This window comes from Paeniglutamicibacter sp. GQ140 (genome assembly GCF_059759235.1).
In genome coordinates this window covers 53,228-72,747 of record NZ_JCAXDW010000009.1, presented here as the reverse complement: position 1 = coordinate 72,747, position 19,520 = coordinate 53,228, and the positions used below count along the sequence as shown (strand labels likewise).

The window sequence follows — 19,520 nt, the reverse complement described above, 5'->3', positions numbered from 1 at the left end:
CCCGGGTACAGGAAAACCGTGCATTTCGCGCCTCCCCCAGGGAAGGTGGAAATGCACGGTTGCCTGCAAGGTGCCCGGATCCGGGAGGCCCGGCTACTTCTTCAGGAAGTCGCCCGCCCCGCCCACGTACTCGGTGTGCCCGGTGGGGACGTCGGCGGTGACCATGGCCGCGACCTCGGCGCCGAACTCCTGAACGGAGTAGAGCTTGCCGGCGGCGGCGCGGCGGGCCTCGATGGCGCCGGGCTCGGCGCGGTCCAGCAGCGTCGCGGTGATGGTGCCCTCGATCATGTCGCCGGAGACGACCACGAAGCCGATGCCCTTGGCCTCGAGTGCCGGGATGAATTCGCGCAGTGCCAGTTCGCCGGCGCGCTTGGAGCGGGCCACCGGCTCGTAGGCGTCCATGGTCTCGACCTGGTCGATGAAGTGTGCCTGGTGGCTGGTGACAAAGACGACGCGGGAGCCCGGGGCCATCTTCGCGGTGGCCGCCTCGAGCATGGCGACCTGGGCGTCGCGGTTCAGGCGCAGCGCGTAGTCCTCGCCGAGGCCCGATTCCATGCCGCCGGAGGCGTTGAGCACCAGCACGTCGACCGAGCCGAAGTTCTCGGTGGCCGCATCCACCAGTGCGGCAGGTCCCTCGGGGGTGGTCAGGTCGGCGCCCACGGCCACGGCGCGGCCGCCGGCCTCGGTGATGCCGGCAACGATCTTGTTGGCGCGCGGCGCCTTCTGGCGGTAGTTGATTACGACGCCGGCACCCTGCGCGGCGAGGATCTTTGCAACTTCGGCGCCGATGCCCCGGGACGACCCGGTGACGATCGCGGACTTGCCCGTGAGATCGGTCATTTACACTCCTTGTGCAGCACTGCTTGAAAGGTTTCGGTCCCCCGACGGTGCTGGGGAACTTGGGGTGTCCGTACAAAATACCGGACGCTGGTATCAATCCTGCCAGCATTCCATGGGGAGGAGACTTGTAGGAATCCTCCAAACGAGTCTAGTCCACCGGGGCCGGCGGGACCTTCCCGTGGGTATACCAGACGACGTCGTCGCCGAAGGGGTTCTTGTAGGCCAGGCGCGGAACCGAGAGGCCCTCACCCTGGAAGACCAGGTCCCCGACGGCGCATTGGCCCTCCTGCAGGGTGTCGCGGCGCAGCTGCGAATCGCTGTCCACGAGCCGCGCGGAGACATATTGCTCGTTGAGCATCACGAAGTCCGCGGGCGCCACGCTCCGCTGGGTTTCCGGCGGAAACTCCCCGGTCCCGGTGTCGCCGCCCGCGCAGAAGCGCACCTGCACCGCCACCTGCGTCTCGCGCTCCCCCGCGGCCGCCGGGATCCTGTCGAAGCCGGTGGCGGTGATGGTCGTCCCGTTGCCCAGCTGCGCCGTCTCGCCGATCGTGATCCGCGCCGTGACCTGCGGTTCATCGAGGCTGGACGCCACCATGGGGATCACCAGGAATCCGGCAAGTGCCACGGCACCGGCCAGCAGCCAGGCAGGTGGCCGCTTTGCCCGCCGCAGGCGGAGGGCAATACCCGCGGGGTCGGCGTCGTTGTTGATCCCCAGCCGGGGCAGCCCGTCGAGCAGCGGGTCCAGGAGCTGCTGCAGTGACCGGTGGTGCTTGAAGAGCCGGGGGTGGAAGGTGAGCACCTGCTGGTTCCGGTCGACTACCGCGAGCGTTCCGGCCGGGTCTTCGAGAACCGCCAGGGCGTCACGGACAGCGATGCGGGTCTCGAGCATCGTGCCTCCGCCATGTTCCGCCACCCTGGTGCGGAGGGCCAGCGCGCCCTGCCCCACGACCAGGGTCACGGGTCGTCCCGTGGACACGTCTCCGGTGGGAAGGGAACGGAAGGTGCGTTCGCGCCCCGAGGCCTCGCTCCCGGAGCGCTTCGGCCGGTCCGCGGACCGCGGGTCATGGGTGCCCGGATCCAATGCCAGGTGCAGGAACCGGGTTGCCTCGATGAGTACCTGGCGCACCCGGCCGGTGTCCGCACCGGCATCGTCCACGAGCCCCAGTACCCTGCGTTCCCGTGCGAGGCGCGGGGAGAGTCGGTGGTCGGTGTGCCGCACCGCATCCTCCACCCACGGATCGGGAACCAGTGCCATGCTCCGGCCGAAGTCCTTGAGCACGCGCTGCCGGGTGGCCTGCGCCAGTTTGCCTTCGGTGCGCAGGAAGACGCAGAATTCAGCGCCAAGCCCGAGCATGCCGATGCCGATGGCATCAGGGTCAAGCCCCGCATGGGTTGCGGTTTCCGCCAGCTTCGCGCGGAGCAATTCGGCGGCGGCCAATCCGGACGCCGAGCGGGGCACCAGCGTGGAGAGCAAGATCGTCTCCTCGCTCACGGGGAGCGACCCGGGTCCATTGCCCGTGGCGGGCTTCGCAAGCGCATCGAGGCCCTCGGGAAGGACGCCGTCGGCCCCGGTGGCCGTCCGCCTGTGGGTGCCGTCGGCCCACTGGAGTTCGGGTGCGGGACCCTTGTCTGCTTCCTGGACCGCGAAGCCCGACCCGATCAGGGATTCGGCGGTGGTGAAGAAGACGGCTCTGGTGCGTCCGGAGGCCGGGTCCAGCCGTGACAGCAACACACGGGCCCGTTCACGCGCGTCGGTCGCCGAGACCTGGAACCCGGCCAGCGCGGCCGCGTTGCGGCCGGTTCGCTGCACCAGGTCGGCGGGCCAGACCGGATGTTCCGGGCGGGCAGGGTCTATCTGGTCGGTGACTATCCAACCGGCGAAAAGCCCCGGCAGCCGACGCCAGGCCGCCCCGACGGTATCGGTGGCACCGCGGATCGTCACGGTCGATGTGTCGCTGCCGAGTTCGACGAGCACCTCGGGAAAGCCGGTGCGTCCGGCACCCAGCTCCACCGGCCGGGCCAATTCGGCGCGCAGCGCCGCCAGGGCAATCGACAGGGAACCGGTGGCCGCAAGTTCCTCGTCGAGCAGCCCGAGGCCGAAGGTGACACCGATCCTGGTCTGGGAGTCCTCGTCGTCAAAAAACTGCCAGTTGATTCCGGCCCAGCCAGTCATCCAGATCCCACATCGTCTCGCGTTGGCGCCCGCCGCGTGGACCGCAACGGCAACACCATGCTATCGACACGGTGGGCCCGGTGCCTCCGGCACGCCGCCGGAGGTGCGAACCGCCGCCGACCGGAAACCCGGCTTCCGGGAAGCCGCCTAGGCCAATTCCGCCCGCACCATGTTGCTCAGGGCCTTGCCGTCAAAGCGGCCGGCTACCTTTTCGGTGACCTGCTTCATGACGGTGCCCATCTGTCGCATGCCCAGTTCCGAGCCGTCGGCCCGCAACTCGGCCACGACCTCGGCGACGATGGCCTTCGCCTCGTCCTCGGTCAGGGCTGCCGGCAGGTAGGCCTCGATGATGGCGGCTTCCTGCTCCTCGGCGGCGGCCCGATCTGCTTGGCCGGCCTCGGTGTAGGTGGTCGCGGTTTCGCGGCGGCGCGCGGCTTCCTTCTGGAGGAGCGAAATCACCGCTGCATCGTCGAGTTCAAGCGGGGTCTTGCCGCCCTTTTCGCGGGTGTTGATTTCTCCGAGCAGGTTGCGCACGGTGGTGAGCTCCACCTTGTTACCGGCCTTGAGGTGGGCGGTCATGTCCGCGCGAAGGCGGTCCTTAAGGGTTTCCATGATGGCGTCTTCTTCCCGTCGTAGCCCGGCAGATACGCTGTGCGGCTGCACCCGTACCGTTGCCGGTTTCACCACCAGTTTATTGCGTGGCCGGGGATCACGTCGCATCGGGCCGGTCCGTGGGCCTTGCCGTCCCCCGGGTGCCGGCTCCGGGGGTGTCTGGGCTTGTTTTGGGGGCCGGGTCCGCGCGAGAGGTTGCCGCGGTAAGAGTCGGACTAAGTCAAAAATTTATCTAGATAAATAAAATACCCATGGATTTCCCCAACCGAGGAGCGAACTGGACCAATCCTCGGTTGTGTTGCCTTGGCCGCCCTACCCACGCGGCCAAGGCGGCCCGGCTGTCGCGGCCTGCGCGTCGTACGGGGTCCGCCTTTGGGGCGCCTCGCCTCCCCGCGGCGTGGGTTGAGGGAGAGGCGCCCAAACGGGCAGGCGGGAGTGGGGCACAGGTGCATGCCCCACTCCCCCGGCGTGCGTGGTCCCGATTATGTGAGTCCAGGTGGCGCCGGGAGGACCTAGTGCCCCATGCCCAGGCCGCCATCGACCGGGATGACGGCACCGGAGATGTAGGCGGCCTCGTCGCTGGCTACCCAGCGGACCACGTTGGCCACTTCCTCGGGCTCGGCGAAGCGGTTCGCCGGGATGGAGGCCAGGTAATCCTTCTGCGTGGCCTCGGGCAGGGCCCCGGTCATGTCGGTGTTGATGAATCCGGGGGCCACGACGTTGGCGGTGATGCCGCGCGACCCCAGTTCGCGGGTGAGCGAGCGGGCGATGCCGACCAGACCGGCCTTGGAGGCCGCATAGTTGATCTGGCCCGGGGAGCCGTAGAGGCCCACGACCGAGGAAATCAGCACCACACGGCCCTTGCGCATCTTGATCATGCCCTTGGAGGCGCGCTTGATGACGCGGAACGCACCGGTGAGGTTGGTGTCGATCACGGAAGTGAAATCTTCCTCGTTCATGCGCAGCAGCAGCATGTCGCGGGTGACCCCGGCGTTGGCCACGAGCACCTCGACGGGTCCGTGGGCGGCCTCGACCTCGGTGAATGCGGCATCGATCGACGAGGTGTCGGTGACATCGGCCTTCACGCCGAACAACCCCTCCGGAACCTCCCCGCTGCGGTAGGTGATGGCGACCTTGTCGCCGTTGGCTTCGAAGGCGCGGGCAATGGCCAGGCCGATTCCGCGGTTGCCTCCGGTGACCAGTACGCTGCGGCCGGTGGGGGTTTCGGACATGGATCCTCCATAAAGAAGTTCTGGGGTGGGTGGGGGTCTGCGGATCCAATTCTAGCCCGAGCGCCGCCGGCCGGATCCTGCGCCACTGGTCGGCGCGCCCTTCCGCGCCACGCGGCGGGCCTGTACAGGGCCGCCGCGTAGGTGGATCCGGCGTGCCTGAGGGATCCCGATGACCTGCGGGAATCCCGGACCGGCGACCCCGCCGGCATTTCGCCGCACGCACATCGAACGGATTCGTATCGCGGTGCGGGTCGGTGAGAGAATGGTAGGTGACGGATCGACGGAAGAACCATGAGCGAGCCAAACAACACCCATCACCACCATGACCAGGGTCAACCGGTCCACCGGATCACCGAGGCGCAAGAGTCCCACACCGTGGAGCAGCACTCCCGTGTGCTCAAATACACCATCTCGATGTCGGTGCGCCTGGCCTGTTTCATCGCCGCCTTCTTCGTGCACGGCTGGCTGCAGTGGACATTCCTTGCTGCGGCCATCGTGCTGCCCTACGTTGCCGTCGTCATCGCCAACGGCGGTGCAGATGTGACCAAGCGCCAGCCACCGGCCGAATACTTCGCCGGCGACGGCCCGCGCCCGCTCGCCTCGGGCGGCACCACGGGCACCGCACCCGCATCCGCGGTGCCGGAACCCGACGGCAACCACACCGAAGCGGGGCAACCGGGCGCGGAAGCACGCGCCACCGATTCCTGGGTAGGAGGAGAAAGCTACGTGTTCGAAGAGTTCGACGAAACCGTCACCGAGCCCGCCGCCACGCAGGCCCACTCTGGACGCACCCCGCAGGATGCGTCCAGGGAGTACTGGGTTGACCCGGCGTCCACCTACGCCGCCGAGGCGCCGAGCACCATCGACGGTTCCTTCGTGGAGGAGCCCGGGGAACCCGGGCAGCCCGCCGGCGGACACCACCGGCACGGGGGCAACCGATGAGCATCTTCGACTCGCTCGGCGGCGGCACCGGACCGCAGGGGCCCACCGGGCCGCCCAAATGTTCGCGGAAGGGCTGCCGGGACGACGCCAGCGTGGCCCTGCTGTGGAACAACCCGAAGATCCACACCCCAGAACGACGAAAAACCTGGTTGGCCTGTGCCGACCACGCCGACTGGCTCGAGAACTACCTGTCCGAGCGCCTGCTGTTCAAGGAGCGCCTGCCGCTTCGGGACGCGGCCGCCGGCGCCCAAGGAGAATAAAGAAGCGTGTATCGATTCCTCGCCAGCACCCGCTGGATCGGCTGGTTGCTCCTGGTGTGCCTCTTCGCCACCGCCTTCACCTTCCTGGGCAAATGGCAGATGGACCGCCGTGAAGGCGCCCTGACCGAGATCTCCCATGTGCAGCGCAACTACGACGCCGAGCCCATCCCCTTCGCCCAGGCGGAACGCCTCTTCGAGGAACTGCCCACCGAGGGCAAGTGGACGCCGGTTCGGCTGCGCGGCAGCTACGTGGCCGAGGACCAGGTCGTGGTGCGCAACCGCATTTCCGGGTCGCGCCCCGGCTACGAGGTGTTGGTTCCCTTCCGCACCCTCGAGGGGGCCACCGTCATCGTTGACCGCGGCTTCCTGCCGATCGGCAACGACAACGCCGGGCGCCCTGATGCCGTCCCCGCGCCTCCCACCGGGACCGTCGAGGTCGAGGTCCGGCTCAAGGCCGCAGAGCCGAAGCTGGACCGCGGGGCACCGGAGGGCCAGCTGGCCTCCATCGACCTGTCCACCTATGCGCAGCAGCTGGGCTACCCGGTGTCCACCGGCAGCTACGGGCTGATGTACCTGGAGGACCCGGCACCGGCCACGGCACCGACGCAGCTGCAACGTCCCGAGGAGGACGAGGGGCCGCACCTGTCCTACTCCTTCCAGTGGTTCGCCTTCGGCGTGCTGGTGTTCATCGGCTTCGGCTACGCGGCCAGGCAGCAGGCGCGCATCAACCGCGAGGACCGCGAGGAGCGGGCGGCGGCGGCGCTGCGCGGCGAGGAGCCGGTGCTGCACCAGGCGCACCGGCTGCGCAAGAGGCCCAAGAAGTTGGTCCGGCGCGACGGCAGCCCCACCGACGAGGCCACCGAGGACGCATATCTCGACGAGCTGGAGCGCAAGGCCGCCGCCGCACGGGATGCCGGGGTCCCCGGGGCGAACTGATCACGGACCCCGATGCGCCGGGCCGGAATCGCCGTCACCGCGCGATCCGTGCCCTGCTTCCGGGCCGAACTCCCGGGCCAGTTCTTCCCACACGATGAACACCGAGTCGGTGTCAACCGTCGCGCCCAGGGACCTGTAGGCGGCCAGGGCCGCGACGTTTGCGCCCTCGGTCCCCGTCCACATGCCCGTGCAGCCCAGTGACAGGGCGGTCCGCGCCAGGGCGCGCAACAACGCGGCGGCGATGCCACGGCGCCTGTGGGCCTCCCCGACGCCCAGTTCGTAGACGAACATCTCCGGTTCCTTGTCCGGGTGCCGCATCAGCACCTCCGACACGAAGCCGACCGCGGTGCCGTCGTGGCCGCGCGCCAGCAGCAGGTGGTGCCCCGGCATGGCCAGGAATGCCCGGGCGCCGTCCGGGGTGACGGGAGAGTCGAAGAGCTCCGAGGCGGCGACCAGCTCGGCAGCCGAGGCCGCCGGGCCGATGTTCCATTCCGTGGCGTCCATCCCTGGCTCCCTCCCGTCGCGGGGTCCCGTCCGTGCCCGCCCGGTCGCCCGGTGCGGGTACGGATGAAGCTACCGCCGGAGCGTGCCGCGCACAAGGCACCGCCTGCCGGCGGACACACGAGCGCCGGGGCCCGGGCGTCCCCGGGGCACGAAAAGGCCCGCCCTCCTGCGTCGCCCTGCCGGGGGCAGTGCAGCGCGGAGGACGGGCCGGGTCGTTGCTAGGCCAGGGTGACCAGTTCCAGGTAGGAATCGTTCCAGAGGTCCTCGTCGCCGTCGGGCAGCAGCACCACGCGGTCGGGGTTCAACGCTGCAACCGCGCCCTCGTCGTGCGAGACCATGACCACTGCGCCGGAGAAGTTGGACAGCGCGGAGAGGATCTCGGCCCGCGAGGCCGGGTCCAGGTTGTTGGTGGGCTCATCGAGCAGCAGCACGTTCGCGCTGGAGGCCACGATGGTGGCCAGGGCCAGACGGGTCTTCTCGCCACCCGAAAGCACGCCGGCCGGCTTGGAGACGTCGTCGCCGGAGAACATGAAGGAACCCAGGATGCCGCGCACCTCCGCGTCTCCCATGTGGCTCGGGGCCGCCGAGCGCATGTTTTCCAGCACCGAGCGGTCCACGTCCAGGGTGTCGTGCTCCTGGGCGAAGTAGCCGATCTTCAGGCCGTGGCCCGCGATCAGGTCCCCGGTGTCGGGGTTGGACACGCCGGCGAGCATGCGCAGCAGCGTGGTCTTGCCGGCGCCGTTCAGGCCCAGGATGACGACCTTGGAGCCGCGGTCGATGGCGAGGGAGACATCGGTGAAGATCTCCAGCGAGCCGTAGGACTTGGAGAGCCCCTCGGCCATCAGCGGGGTCTTGCCGCAGGGGGCCGGATCCGGGAAGCGCAGGGCGGCGACGCGGTCGGCCACGCGGACATCGTCCAGCCCGCCCATGAGCCGGTCCACGCGCTTGAGCATGGACTGTGCGGCGGAGGCGCCCGAGGCGCGCGCCTTCATCTTGTTGGCCTGGGCCAGCAGCGTGGTGGCCTTCTTCTCGGTGTTGGCGCGCTCGCGCTTGCGGGCACGCTCGTCGGTCTCGCGCTGGGCCAGGTAGCGCTTCCAGCCCAGGTTGTAGACGTCCATGGTGGCGCGGTTGGCGTCCAGGTGGATGACCTTGTTCACGGTGGCCTCGAGCAGCGAGGTGTCGTGCGAGATCACCAGCAGCCCGCCCTGGTGGTTGGCCAGGAAGCCGCGCAGCCAGGTGACCGAGTCGGCATCGAGGTGGTTGGTGGGCTCATCGAGCAGCAGCGTCTCCGCGTCGGCGTACAGGATCCGGGCCAACTCGACGCGGCGGCGCTGGCCGCCGGAGAGGGTGGAAAGCGGCTGGTTGAGCAGGCGCTCGGGCAGGGCCAGGTTGTTGGAGATCGCCGCGGCCTCGGACTCGGCTGCATAGCCGCCGCCGGCGATGAACTCGGCCTCGATGCGGTCGTATTGGCGCATCGCCTTGGCCGCCACCGCCTCGTCTTCCGAGGCCATGTCGTCCTGGCACTTCTTGAGCTTGCCGACGATCTCGTCCAGGCCGCGGGCCGAGAGGATGCGGTCCCGTGCCAGCTGCTCCATGTTGGGGGTGCGCGGGTCCTGCGGCAGGTAGCCGATGGTTCCCGTGGTGGTGACCGAGCCGCCGGCGGGCAGCGACTCCCCGGCCAGCACGCGCGTCATGGTGGTCTTGCCGGCGCCATTGCGCCCGACCAGGCCGATCTTGTCGCCCTTGTCGATGCGGAACGAGACGCCCTCCATGAGAAGGCGTGCGCCGGCGCGCAGCTCCAAATCGGCAACGGAAATCACGGTGAGACCTTTCGGTAAAGTTTTGGGGCCCTGCTGGGCAACCTACCCAGTCTACGCGGGTCGGAAGCCCTTTGGCATGATGATGCGTTCAATCTCACGCCGGCCCGGGTGAAGGTGCCCGGGCCGGGCCGTTTCCGCGCCCGACGACGCACGATGTACCCGGCGGCGGGGCGTCCGGCGGTCAGGGCTTGGCGTTTGCGCCCTTGGCCGGTTGTGCGTCGGCCTTCGCCCCTGCGGACCGTGCCTGACCCTTGCCGTCCGCCTTCGGATCCGGCTTGGGCCCGTCCCCCGGGGAACCGGCCGCGTTGCCCGCCGCCGCGGGGCCGGTCACGGCGGCCGCGGCGGCGGCCTGGGGTCCCGCGGCGGGTGCGGGCACCGGCTTGTCCTGGGCCTGCTTGGTCCGGTAGGAATCCATCTGGACCAGGCGGCGGCGCAGCGAATCGGCCCGGTGGGCATCCCCGCCGCTGGTGGCCTCGATGTGGGCGGTGCCGAAGTGCCACAGCAGCACGTCGTCCAACAGGCGGTCGGGGCCCGGGGAGTAGCGGTGGTCAAGGGCGGCGCGCACCGAGGTGATCACGTTGGGCTGCAGCAGGGCGGCGAATTCGCGGGTGCGGGAGAGTCCGTGGGCGGCGAGGAGTTCAGCGGCCCACCCCCAGTCGTCGTCGGATTTCCTGTCCACGTGCGGCAGCAGGGTCTGCCAGATGAACTGGATGCGCGCCGCGCCCAGCGGCACCGCTCCCTCGCCCTCGGCATCCCAGAAGCCGGTGACGGTCTCGAAGCGTTCGTGCAGCTCGGAGAACTGGTCCTCCACGGCCTCGAGCATCGCGGCGGTGGCGGTGAACTGCCGGTCAATGTGCGGGCTCCAGGCGCGCGGCTCGGCGTTCTTGAAGCGGATGTCGTGCTCGATCTCGCTCCACGCGTGGGACAGGATCGTGCGGATCTGCACCTCGAAGACGAAGTTCCCGGTGATCTTCACGTCCCCGCCCAGCTTGGCCTGGAAGTCCCGGACGACCTCCTCGCCGCGGGTCTTGAGGATCAGGTGGCGGGAGGAATAGCCGTAGGTCCCCGACTCCACCGAGCCGATGTCCTTCTCCCGGTCCGAGCGGCAGTCGAAGTCGGACCGCCGGCGCTTGATCAGGTTCGCCGCCTCGCGGATCTCGTGGGGCAGCTTCACGATCACCCGCACGCCCACCAGGTCGTGGATCTCGCGCAGGGGATTGGGGAACTCCACGGCTGCGTCCTCCCCCTCCTCCCCCACCAGCATGCGGGAGGCCTTGTCCCTGAAGGACTCGACGGTCTTGACCCGGCTGACGACGAACAGCGGCGTGTTCTCGGTTTCGTCGAAAAGCGACTCGATGCGGGTGCGCATGGCTTCGGCAACGTGTTCCAGCATCGGGCGGGCCGCGGCATAGCGCTCAACGCTGGCGCGAACCTGGTCGCGCAACGATTCATCAAGGGTTTCCCAAGGGGTGCCCACACGTGCCTCCTACGAACAAATGGCTGGTTGGGGTGCTCTTTGCCCAGCTTATCAACTGCCAGATGCCACCGAATGGGGCGGCGCGGAAAGCGGGCGGGAAGTTTGTCCCTGCAAGGATCGCGGCCGGCATCGCACGGGCGGTTCGCCTCGGTAGCGGACGACAAACCCCGCGGTGCGCCGCGGCGGGGAGGATCTCCCTGCCGCCGTTCACCGCGGGGTTCGGGGCGTGCACGCCCGGCCGCCTGGCCGGGCGTACGGGTGAGCGCGTTGCTCCGGGGTTGCCCCGGATGGCGCCCGGGTCAGTTCTTGGAGTCCAGCGACTGGGCTACCTCGTCGTAAAGCGGGGAGGGTGCGTTGGGATCCATGAGCTGGACCTTGCCCGCGGGAAAGGCCTTGGCACCCTTGGGGTTCCCGGCCGCCGGGTCCTTGGCGGCAGCCGGCTTCGCGGTGCCGGCGGTCCCCTTCGCCCCGGGCTCGGACTTGATGGCGTCGGCGCGGCCCTCGGCCCGTGCCCTTGCGGTGGCCTCGGCCAGCTGGTCCTTGGCCGCCACCAGGCGTTCGGCCTCGGCTGCCTGCGCGTCGCTCATCGCCGCCTGGAAACCATCGTCGTAGGCCAGTCCGTACTTCTCGTTCTCCACGGCCTGCTCGTCGTACTCCGCCGCCGCGCGACGCTCTGCGGCCTCCGACTTCTTTTGGTACATGTGCACCGTCAGGTGGGTGATGGCCAGCAGGACCACCGGCGGCATGGCGGCGACCAGCGCCGAGACCACCGGGGGAATGTCCGACTGCATGGCGCCCACGGTCAGGATCGCGTGCACGGAGTTCGCCGCGGTGGAGACGAAGGCGCCGAAGAAGAGCAGCGTCCAGGGGTAGATCATCGCGCGGCGGCTGTGTCCGTTCAGCGCGACGATGGCGACAGTGGAGGCAACGATCATGCCGTCGACGATGATCGGCCAGATCCAGGCAAGGTTCGCGTCGATGCCCGAGCGCTGGGCGAGGTCGGTCAGGGCGGCGAAGGAAAGCACGAAGGCGCCGACGGCGATCAGGACGGTGGCGGCCACCGCGGTGCGCAAGACGGCCTTGTGGGGCTCGTTCGGGATCTTTTCAGTCATTTGGCTGGATGCCTCAATCATTTGTGGGTCTGGTGTTGCGCTAACGGTGGCCCGCCGGACATGCGCGTGGCATGGTCCCCCAACGGCGGTCCGTCGACAATTCTATGCGCTGCTCCACGGCCCGCCGGACCGCTCCATCCCCTCCCCGACAGGCGCGCCGTGGCGTTTGGCGCACCCTGCCGGCGCCGAACCGCCGGTGCCGCGTGCCGGTGTGGCCGACGCTTCGCTGCCCGCCGGCCGCACCGGCGAGCAGCCTCGACGCGGCCGTGGGCGCGAGATCCCGGGGCGGGCGGCGCCCGGCGCTGCGGGCGGGCACAGCATCGGTTAAGCCCATCAATTGTTCGTCCTTCGCGGGCTGCTGTGCCAATCATCACCACCGGTTGGTGGCGGGCGCGCCTGCCCAAACGGGCCCGGAGCGGCTATTGTTAAGCGTGGATCAACCCTGCGTTCACCTTGGGGCATGACAGCCACCGGAACCACTTCGATCCCACTCCCCCCGCTCTAGCAGCATTGACATGGTTATGGACGTGCGTCGCCACTTGGATGACGCGCGCCCGCAACGACGCCCCATGTCTCCGTACCACCAGCAGGAGAACCTCACCTTCATGACAGCCATTGCCCCGGACCACGTCGAACACTCCCTCATGGAACGCCGCTACGAGGAGCAGATCGAACCCGTGAACCGTCTTCTGGACGAGACCCGCGCGCTTCGACCCGCCACCTCCGTTTCCTACGTGGACCCGATGCACAACATCGAGGAGGCGCGGATCATCTCGTTGTACTCCAACATCGGTGTGGCCCATGAGAGCGGATTCATCGACGCCGGCTCGCAGGAAGCCGCGACCCGCATGCTGGGCATGCAATGGCAGCTGGGGCTGCGCCCCGAGTACATCCTGCCGTGGAACGTGCACCCGTGGCACACCCCGGGCGAGGCCAACGGCAAGTTCACCCCGCCGCAAATCACCTCGGGCCTCAAGCCGCTGCTGCGACTGCTCAAGGTCGTGCCGCGCGCCTCGGTCCTGATCGCCCACGGCACCGAGGCGCACCGCCTCTCCGAGCAACTGGTCAAGACCCAGAACCCGCTGCTGTGGCGCCGTGGGTTCAAGACCTACAAGGTCAAGTCGCTCGACGGACGCGCCTTCGCCGGTTCCCCGGAACGCCAGCAGGCCCACCTCGAGGAAATCTACGCGGCATACGCCGACGCGATGGCCCGCACCGGTCTGGCCCCCGCCAAGTAACACCATCGAATTTTCCACGCAGCGACTTGCGGATAAACTCGAGTCCATGCCCCACAACACCCCCGCTCCCGTGAGCCGCGCCCAGAAACTCCAACTGGGACTGGCAATGGCCCTGGCGGGGGTGTTGTACGTTGCGCACTCCTTCCTGCGCTTCGCCAACTTCGAATCCCGCGGCTACGACCTGGGGATCTTCGACCAGGCGGCCCGGCAGTACGCCATGTTCAAGGCGCCGATCGTGCCGATCAAGGGCGTGGACTTCAACCTGCTGGGCGACCACTTCCACCCCATCCTGGTGTTGCTGGCCCCGTTCTACTGGATCTGGAACGACCCGCGGATGCTGGGCATCGTCCTGACGCTGCTGCTGGTGTCCGCCGCGATCCCCGTCTACCTGTTCACCCGCACGCGCTTCGGGCACCTCGGCGCCCTGCTCACCGCCGGCGCGATGCTGCTGTGGTGGCCCTTCCAGGCGATCGTCAACTGGGAATTCCACGAGGTGGCCTTCGGCGTGCCGATCATGGCGTGGATCATCTGGGCGTTTGACCGCTCCCGCCACTGGCTGGTCGTCGGGCTCTCGGCGGTGCTCCTGCTGGTCCGCGAGGACATGGGCATCACCCTCGTGGCGGTGGGCATCGTGATGCTCTTCCACAGGCAGTGGGCCAAGGCCGCGCTGCTGGCGGCCCTGGGCCTGGGCGGCTACGTCGTGGTCACCAGCTACCTGATCCCGCTCTTCTCCCCCGCCGGCGAATTCACCTATTGGCAGTACACCGCCCTGGGCGCAAGTGCGGGGGCGGCCATCGTCTTCCTGCTCACCCACCCGTTCCAGTCGATCGCGATCCTCTTCGACCACCAGCTCAAGGTGGCACTGTGGCTGCTGAGCTTCGTGCCGCTGGCGCTGCTGCCGCTGGCCTCGCCGTACATGATCCTCGGCGCGCCGATGCTGCTGAGCCGGCTCTTCAACGACCGGCTGAACACTTGGGCACCGGTCTACCAGTACGACGCCATCATGGCCCCGATCCTCATTCTCTCCGCCGTGCACGTGCTGGGCAAGCTGATGGACCGCTTCGGCTGGGAAAAAATCCGCATCATCGGCCCGGCCTGGCTGCTGGCATTCGCACTCATCGGCACACTGTTCTTCCATTCGGTGTTCCCGCTGGGGCGCACGCTCACCGGGGCGAATTGGGCGCCCGGCACGCTGGTCGCCGCCAAGGAGCGGGCCGTGGCGATGATCCCCGACGGCGTGTGCGTCGAGGCTGCCGACACCCTGGTGCCGCACCTGACCAAGCGGACCTACGTGGGCCTGCACGGCGACATCGGCACCGAGCTGTCCAGCTGGATGGTCATCGACTTCAACGAGCAGGAGCTCGGCGGCTGGGATCCGCTGAACCCGCCGCAGGCGCTGGAACGCGCCCACGCCCTGGGCTTCGATGAGGTGGCGCCGATCGACGACGGCATCCTGGTGCTGCACCGCGACATACCCGTCGACCCCGTCTGCTCCGGCTACCTGCAGCGCTAGCTGGCGCCTCCGCCCAAGGCCGCCGCAGCCGCCGACGCTGCCCGGCAACGACCCGGAAGCCACCTGCCCGGCCGCCGGATGCGGGCCCCGGGGTCCGCTGCGCAGAAACTGACCCGCTTGGCGTTGACAGCACCCCTTGGGGAGCGGAAACTGGGGAGCAATGAGCCGCTCCGCGGGCCACCACCCCTCGTGCGACTCGGCCTGACAGGGGGGAAACGATGTCGGCGCGTGTTACTGACGTGGCACCGGGCATGGTCCGTGAGGTCACGGTCGTTGAGCGGCCGCCGACATGGCGGGGAACACCTTTTTCACTCTCCTATGTCCACCTCGATCGCGAGGTGTCGGGAACCGAGCTGCTGGAGATCCATCGCTGGGCCTCCCGGGCCAAACTGGAGAACCCCCGGGTCATCTCACCCTTCACCCTTGAATGGTCGTCGGTCTTCCACCCGCGTTTCTACCGCGCCGCCGCCCAGGCGGGCCTAGCCGCGCAGGGAGCCTGGGAACCGGTGGCGGTCAACGCCCGGGACGCCGGACTGCAGCGTCTCTGGCTGGAATCCGTGCTCTTTCTCTCGGCTGTCACCCTCTCGGCAGCCATCGTCCAATCCAGGTTCAGCGAGGGCACCCTGGCCAGCAAGTACGACAGGCTGTGGCAGGCCGGGAGGCTGGCAACGCGGGGGCTGGTTCCCGGCCTGCAGGGCGAACGCCTGATGCAGGACGTGGAGGCGATGGCCAGCGCCCCCGGAATCCCGGACCTCGAGCGACTGCTGGCCATCCGGCGGCGCTTCGAAGAGGTCATTGCCTGTTTTGAGCATCCGGCCCCGGTGACCGGGGTCAACATGGCGCAGACCGCGCTGCCGGCCGGGATGCGAGCCCGCTTCGCCTTCGTCGATGAGCTGAAGGAGCGCATCGGCGGCAAGCTGGTGTGCGTCATCGTCTACGGATCCAGCGTCAACAGCCGCCACTTTGCCGACTACGACCTGGTGCTCGTGGTCGAGGATCCGGAAGCCGTCCTGCGCAGGCTGTACGCGTCCTCGCCAGTTTTCCGCGGCAAGGAACTGAACGTCGGGGTCTATTCGCCCGACGAGCTGTGGCGGATGCAGTGCCTCTCGGGCGACAACCTGGCCGGCTACGGGCTGTGCATCTACGGGGAAGCCCGCGTTCCGGCCAAGCCCGTGGACGACCTGCTCTTGCGGAACCTGAGTTTCGGGATCGTGCGCCAGCGCCAGCAATTGGGAATGATCGCCGCCGCACTGGGCGACACCCCGGATCCGGCGGACGACCGCCGGAACCTGTACGAGTACTTCGCGAAGATTCCGGCCAACATCGCCAAGGGAACCTTCGGTGCCGCGGGCCAGCGCCTTACCAAGGAAGAGGCCCACCAATGGATCGAGTCGGTCTGCGGTTTCCAGACCCCTCGAATGCAACAGCTGGCGGGCACGGGTGAACCCGGACGTGCGCTGGCCGAATCCGCGGTCGCGACGGGTGCGGTGCTCCGTGCCCTGAACGAGCGCTTCAACATAGTCCGCCCGCTCCGGGCATCCAGTTAGGAGACCTCTCCAACCATGACAGCAACAACCCGCAGCACCGCAGCAAGCCTGATCCTCGACCAGTGCCTGGACGTGGAACTCGAGGTGGAACTGGTGGCAACAACGCCAAGCCACGTCGTCTTGAAGGGACAGCACGGGGAAGACATCGTCGTCGACCTCGCGCACCCCCGCTATTCGTTCGTAGAGCAGGTACTGCGACAGGTCGAGTTCGATTTCAAGCGGCTGCCGCTGCTGGTCCTGGGGGACAGCAAGGAGATTCGTCTCCTGACCCCCAAGATCGCCCTCGCGCGGCTGCTCCCGACGTTGTACTCCTTCACGTACAACAGATATGGAGAGGTCAAGGGCACGGAGGAAATTCGTGCGCGGTTCTCAGCGGAGATCTTCCGGAGGATGGCCCTCTCGCCGGGCCCCTACCGCCTCTCGTCGGCCTTTCTGGGCCTGGTGGAGTCGCCCGAAGGGCCGCTGTTGGCCGAACGCCGCGTCGACGTCTGCAACCTGGAGACCAGGGTCAAGCGCTACCACATCGGTTCGCCCATCCACAGGTACCTTTTCACCGAGGAGCATCCGACGGTTGCCGGCCCGGCGCTGCAGCGCTGGGAACGGTTTGCCGAACCGGTCGTCTGCTTCGACTGGCGGCACCCTCTCACCGACCGGGAGGGAAACCGGCTGGCGGACGAACCCCTGCCGGACGACTATGCGGCATTGTGGATTGCCGATGTGCAGCGGGCAAAGTACCTGGCCCGCGAGACCTTTGGCTGGTTGGAGGACTTTTTCCGGACCGGCAGTCTGAAGCTGATCGACATCTGCTTCTTCATCGATCAAGGCGGAGGAACGGTTTTCGGCGAAATCAGCCCCGACTGCATGCGCGTGAGGACCGAGGCATCCGATGACGCGGACGCCCTGGACAAGGACCAATGGCGCAGCGGCGGCGGTCCGGACGATGTCCTGGAACGTTACGCCAGGTTGTACTCCACGCTATTTGATCAGCACCAAACCCAACCCGCCCACATCGCAAAGGAGAAATGATCATGGGCACGTTGACCGTAAAGAACACTCGAACCAAGGTATCCCCCGGCGGCGTCATCACCCTGCCCGTATCCGCGCGCAGGGCCCTTGGCATGAAGCCGAAAGCCGGCGCCCGCGTCACCGTGGCCATCGAGGGAAAGGCAGTCGCCTTGCACCCGGCATCCAAGGACGGCGGGTTCCGGGTTTCGGCACAAGGCCAAATGGAGGTCCGCGGCGACGCGCTGCGCGTTCTCGAGGCGGGTAAGTCCCGGCACTTCTTCATGGAAATCGATGACGAGAAGCAGACCGTGATTCTGCGTCCATGGGACTGAATGCAGGCCTGTGGTCGTCGGTGCCCCACGTCGTGGGCATCGACGGCCACGACGGAACCGGAAAGACCACCATCGCCAAGAACGTCGCCCTGCGCCTGGGATACGCCTACCGGCGCCCGTTCGGCGCGGAACGAGGCCCGGAGCTGGCGCGGGCGGCCGCATCAGGGAACACGGAACTGGTGCTCGGGCTAGGTGCCCGGTTCCTGGCCCAGGCGATGGAGGGCGCAGGGAAGAACGCCCCGATCGTTTTGGACAGGTCCTGGATGACGGTTGCCTCGCTACTGGACGACGAGGAATTCCGCGAGCACTGGACCCTGTGGATCCCGACGATCCTGTGCTGGGCAGACCTCCCCACGACGCTGGACCGGCTGGGACAGCGCGACGAGCCGGAGGAGTCGACCGGATACCATCTCCATTACATCCAGAGGTACAGGGACATTGCCCAGCTGCTCGGATGCCCCGTCGTTGACACCTCCCGCCAGGGCGAGGATGCCTCGACGGACCAGACGGAACGCCTGGTGCTCGAAATGCTCGGCCTGCCCGGAAGCTAGCGGCCGCCTGACGCGCAACGGCCGGATGGAACCCGGTTTCCCGGCGCCCCATCCGGCCGTTGAGGTGTCAGTCCCCGGCCTGCGCCGCCGCAGCTAGGACTTGGTCCTGGCGTTGTTCCCCAGCACGAAGGAATCCCCCAGACCCTCCAGCGGCCCGGCCAGCGGGTCGTCGACCCCCTCGGCGCGCACCACGTCGCGATCCGGGTTCCGGATGTCCCCGATGATCCTCACGCAAAGGTAGACAAGCATGCCCATGTGCGCGACGATGCCGATCCCGTAGAGGATCTCGATCGCCCAGCTGTCCCCGAAGTACTTCAGCCCGGAGACCCACTTGGCACTCCAGAGCCACACGAACACCCAGTGGAACACCTCGATGCCCTGCCAGATGAGGAACTCGCGCCACTTCGGGCGGGCCAGCACATAGAGCGGGATCAGCCACATCACGAACTGCGGCGAGTAGACCTTGCCCAGCAGCAGGAACGCGGCGACGATCAGGAACGCGAGCTGCGCCATGCGCGGGCGGCGCGTGGAGGTGAGCCCCAGCCAGGCGATGCCCAGGCAGGCCAACCCGAAGAGGCCGTTGGACAGGTAGGACATGGTCGAGCCATCCATCCCGGTCCACACGAACGCCAGCCACATCGAGGAGTTGCCTGCCGGGCGGTCCCCGGAGAAGGTGTAGAAACGGCTCCACTCGTCGAACGCGGTGAGCATGAAGGGAACGTTGACGGCCAGCCAGGCCGCTGCGCCGGAGGCCAGCGACACCCAAAAGTGGCGCATGCGCCCGGTGCGCAGGCACAGCACCAGGATCGCCCCGAAGAGGAAGAACGGGTAGAGCTTCGCGGCGGCTCCCAGGCCCAGCAGCACCCCGGCCAGCACGATGTGCTTGCGGGAGAAGGCCAGCAGACCGGTCATTGCCAGCATCACCGCCAGCAGGTCCCAGTTCAGCTGGCTGGTGAGGATGATGCCCGGGGCCAGCGCCACCATGATCGCGTCCCGGCTGCGGTGCCGCGCCGCATAGGCCACGGCCACCACCACGGCCGCCCAGCAGACGAAGGACACCGCCGAGTTCACGTCGAAGTAGGCCAGCTGGCGCTCGGGGGAAAAGCCGATGCCGGGGATCACCAGGGCGGTGAGCCCCGCCATGATGGCCAGCAGCACGGGGTATTCCAGCGCCTGCTCGGCCGGCAGACCGGTGAAGTACGGGAAGAGCTTGTCGGCCATCCCGCGGGTGCCGAAGAGCTGGGTGAAGTCCGAATAGCACAGGTGCAGGTGCTGTTCGGCGTCGGGCCACCCATTGCTCCTGCACCACTGCTTGGTCAGCACGGCGATGGATGCGCCGATCGCGGTCAGCACCAGCAGCCCGATGATGATCGGGCGCGTGGCCTCACGGGCGTTGAACAGGTTCTTGACCGGTTGCATCACGATC

Annotated in this window: 18 protein-coding genes; 9 read left to right on the top strand and 9 right to left on the bottom strand. The window is 68.1% G+C overall.

Annotated elements, in window-relative coordinates; translation table 11 throughout:
* Positions 1–93 precede the first annotated feature (93 nt).
* From AC6CHY_RS13530 to AC6CHY_RS13515, 4 genes are all read right to left on the bottom strand, one after another.
* Entirely contained in the window at positions 94–840 is a 747-nt protein-coding gene (locus tag AC6CHY_RS13530) for an SDR family oxidoreductase (protein WP_217388058.1), read from the bottom strand.
* A gap of 148 nt (positions 841–988) precedes the next feature.
* Positions 989–3,013, bottom strand: coding sequence for a hypothetical protein (locus AC6CHY_RS13525; protein ID WP_498227069.1), 2,025 nt, complete (start codon positions 3,011–3,013; stop codon positions 989–991).
* Positions 3,014–3,160: 147 nt separating this feature from the next.
* On the bottom strand, positions 3,161–3,625 hold the full coding sequence (locus AC6CHY_RS13520) for a GatB/YqeY domain-containing protein (RefSeq protein ID WP_498227068.1): 465 nt from the start codon (positions 3,623–3,625) through the stop codon (positions 3,161–3,163).
* 512 nt (positions 3,626–4,137) lie between these two features.
* On the bottom strand, positions 4,138–4,857 hold the full coding sequence (locus tag AC6CHY_RS13515) for a beta-ketoacyl-ACP reductase (protein ID WP_498227067.1): 720 nt from the start codon (positions 4,855–4,857) through the stop codon (positions 4,138–4,140).
* A 291-nt stretch (positions 4,858–5,148) separates the two neighbouring features.
* Between AC6CHY_RS13515 and AC6CHY_RS13510 the strand changes: the two genes are divergently transcribed.
* The 3 genes from AC6CHY_RS13510 to AC6CHY_RS13500 are packed head-to-tail and all read left to right on the top strand — an operon-like array spanning position 5,149 to position 6,995.
* Complete coding sequence (locus AC6CHY_RS13510) at positions 5,149–5,799, top strand: DUF3099 domain-containing protein (RefSeq protein WP_498227066.1); 651 nt, start codon at positions 5,149–5,151, stop codon at positions 5,797–5,799.
* Positions 5,796–6,059, top strand: a complete 264-nt coding sequence (locus AC6CHY_RS13505; protein ID WP_498227065.1) for an acetone carboxylase — start codon at positions 5,796–5,798, stop codon at positions 6,057–6,059. The genes AC6CHY_RS13510 and AC6CHY_RS13505 overlap by 4 nt, the downstream gene beginning before the upstream one ends.
* 6 nt (positions 6,060–6,065) lie before the next feature.
* Positions 6,066–6,995, top strand: coding sequence for an SURF1 family cytochrome oxidase biogenesis protein (locus AC6CHY_RS13500; protein ID WP_498227064.1), 930 nt, complete (start codon positions 6,066–6,068; stop codon positions 6,993–6,995).
* On the opposite strand, the gene AC6CHY_RS13495 is transcribed toward AC6CHY_RS13500, so the two are convergent.
* The 4 genes from AC6CHY_RS13495 to AC6CHY_RS13480 form a co-directional block, all read right to left on the bottom strand.
* Positions 6,996–7,499 (bottom strand): GNAT family N-acetyltransferase, encoded by a 504-nt coding sequence (locus AC6CHY_RS13495; protein ID WP_498227063.1) that lies wholly within the window; start codon positions 7,497–7,499, stop codon positions 6,996–6,998.
* A 218-nt stretch (positions 7,500–7,717) separates the two neighbouring features.
* A complete protein-coding gene (locus AC6CHY_RS13490) occupies positions 7,718–9,319 on the bottom strand; it encodes an ABC-F family ATP-binding cassette domain-containing protein (protein ID WP_217388066.1) in 1,602 nt (533 codons plus the stop codon).
* A 181-nt stretch (positions 9,320–9,500) separates the two neighbouring features.
* Positions 9,501–10,796 carry a GTP pyrophosphokinase gene (locus AC6CHY_RS13485; protein ID WP_498227062.1) on the bottom strand — a complete coding sequence of 432 codons (1,296 nt, stop codon included), beginning with the start codon at positions 10,794–10,796 and terminating at the stop codon, positions 9,501–9,503.
* 299 nt (positions 10,797–11,095) lie between these two features.
* Positions 11,096–11,908 carry a DUF2637 domain-containing protein gene (locus AC6CHY_RS13480; protein WP_498227061.1) on the bottom strand — a complete coding sequence of 271 codons (813 nt, stop codon included), beginning with the start codon at positions 11,906–11,908 and terminating at the stop codon, positions 11,096–11,098.
* A gap of 605 nt (positions 11,909–12,513) precedes the next feature.
* Between AC6CHY_RS13480 and AC6CHY_RS13475 the strand changes: the two genes are divergently transcribed.
* The 6 genes from AC6CHY_RS13475 to AC6CHY_RS13450 all read left to right on the top strand — a co-directional run bounded on the left by AC6CHY_RS13475 (position 12,514) and on the right by AC6CHY_RS13450 (position 18,094).
* Positions 12,514–13,146 carry a uracil-DNA glycosylase family protein gene (locus AC6CHY_RS13475; protein WP_217388294.1) on the top strand — a complete coding sequence of 211 codons (633 nt, stop codon included), beginning with the start codon at positions 12,514–12,516 and terminating at the stop codon, positions 13,144–13,146.
* A gap of 46 nt (positions 13,147–13,192) precedes the next feature.
* Positions 13,193–14,659 carry a DUF2079 domain-containing protein gene (locus AC6CHY_RS13470; RefSeq protein ID WP_498227059.1) on the top strand — a complete coding sequence of 489 codons (1,467 nt, stop codon included), beginning with the start codon at positions 13,193–13,195 and terminating at the stop codon, positions 14,657–14,659.
* A 218-nt stretch (positions 14,660–14,877) separates the two neighbouring features.
* A complete protein-coding gene (locus AC6CHY_RS13465; RefSeq protein ID WP_498227057.1) occupies positions 14,878–16,206 on the top strand; it encodes a hypothetical protein in 1,329 nt (442 codons plus the stop codon).
* 15 nt (positions 16,207–16,221) lie between these two features.
* A complete protein-coding gene (locus tag AC6CHY_RS13460; RefSeq protein WP_217388070.1) occupies positions 16,222–17,232 on the top strand; it encodes a phosphoribosylaminoimidazolesuccinocarboxamide synthase in 1,011 nt (336 codons plus the stop codon).
* Positions 17,233–17,234: 2 nt separating this feature from the next.
* The gene (locus AC6CHY_RS13455) at positions 17,235–17,543 is read left to right on the top strand and encodes an AbrB/MazE/SpoVT family DNA-binding domain-containing protein (RefSeq protein WP_217388071.1); all 309 of its coding nucleotides are present in this window, start codon (positions 17,235–17,237) and stop codon (positions 17,541–17,543) included.
* Positions 17,534–18,094: a nucleoside/nucleotide kinase family protein gene (locus AC6CHY_RS13450; RefSeq protein WP_498227055.1), complete on the top strand. Its 561-nt coding sequence runs from the start codon at positions 17,534–17,536 to the stop codon at positions 18,092–18,094. Before AC6CHY_RS13455 ends, AC6CHY_RS13450 begins: the two co-directional genes overlap by 10 nt.
* 93 nt (positions 18,095–18,187) lie before the next feature.
* Here AC6CHY_RS13450 and AC6CHY_RS13445 read toward each other — a convergent pair whose 3' ends face one another.
* Positions 18,188–19,513: a glycosyltransferase family 87 protein gene (locus AC6CHY_RS13445; protein ID WP_498227103.1), complete on the bottom strand. Its 1,326-nt coding sequence runs from the start codon at positions 19,511–19,513 to the stop codon at positions 18,188–18,190.
* Between the last annotated feature and the right edge of the window lie 7 nt (positions 19,514–19,520).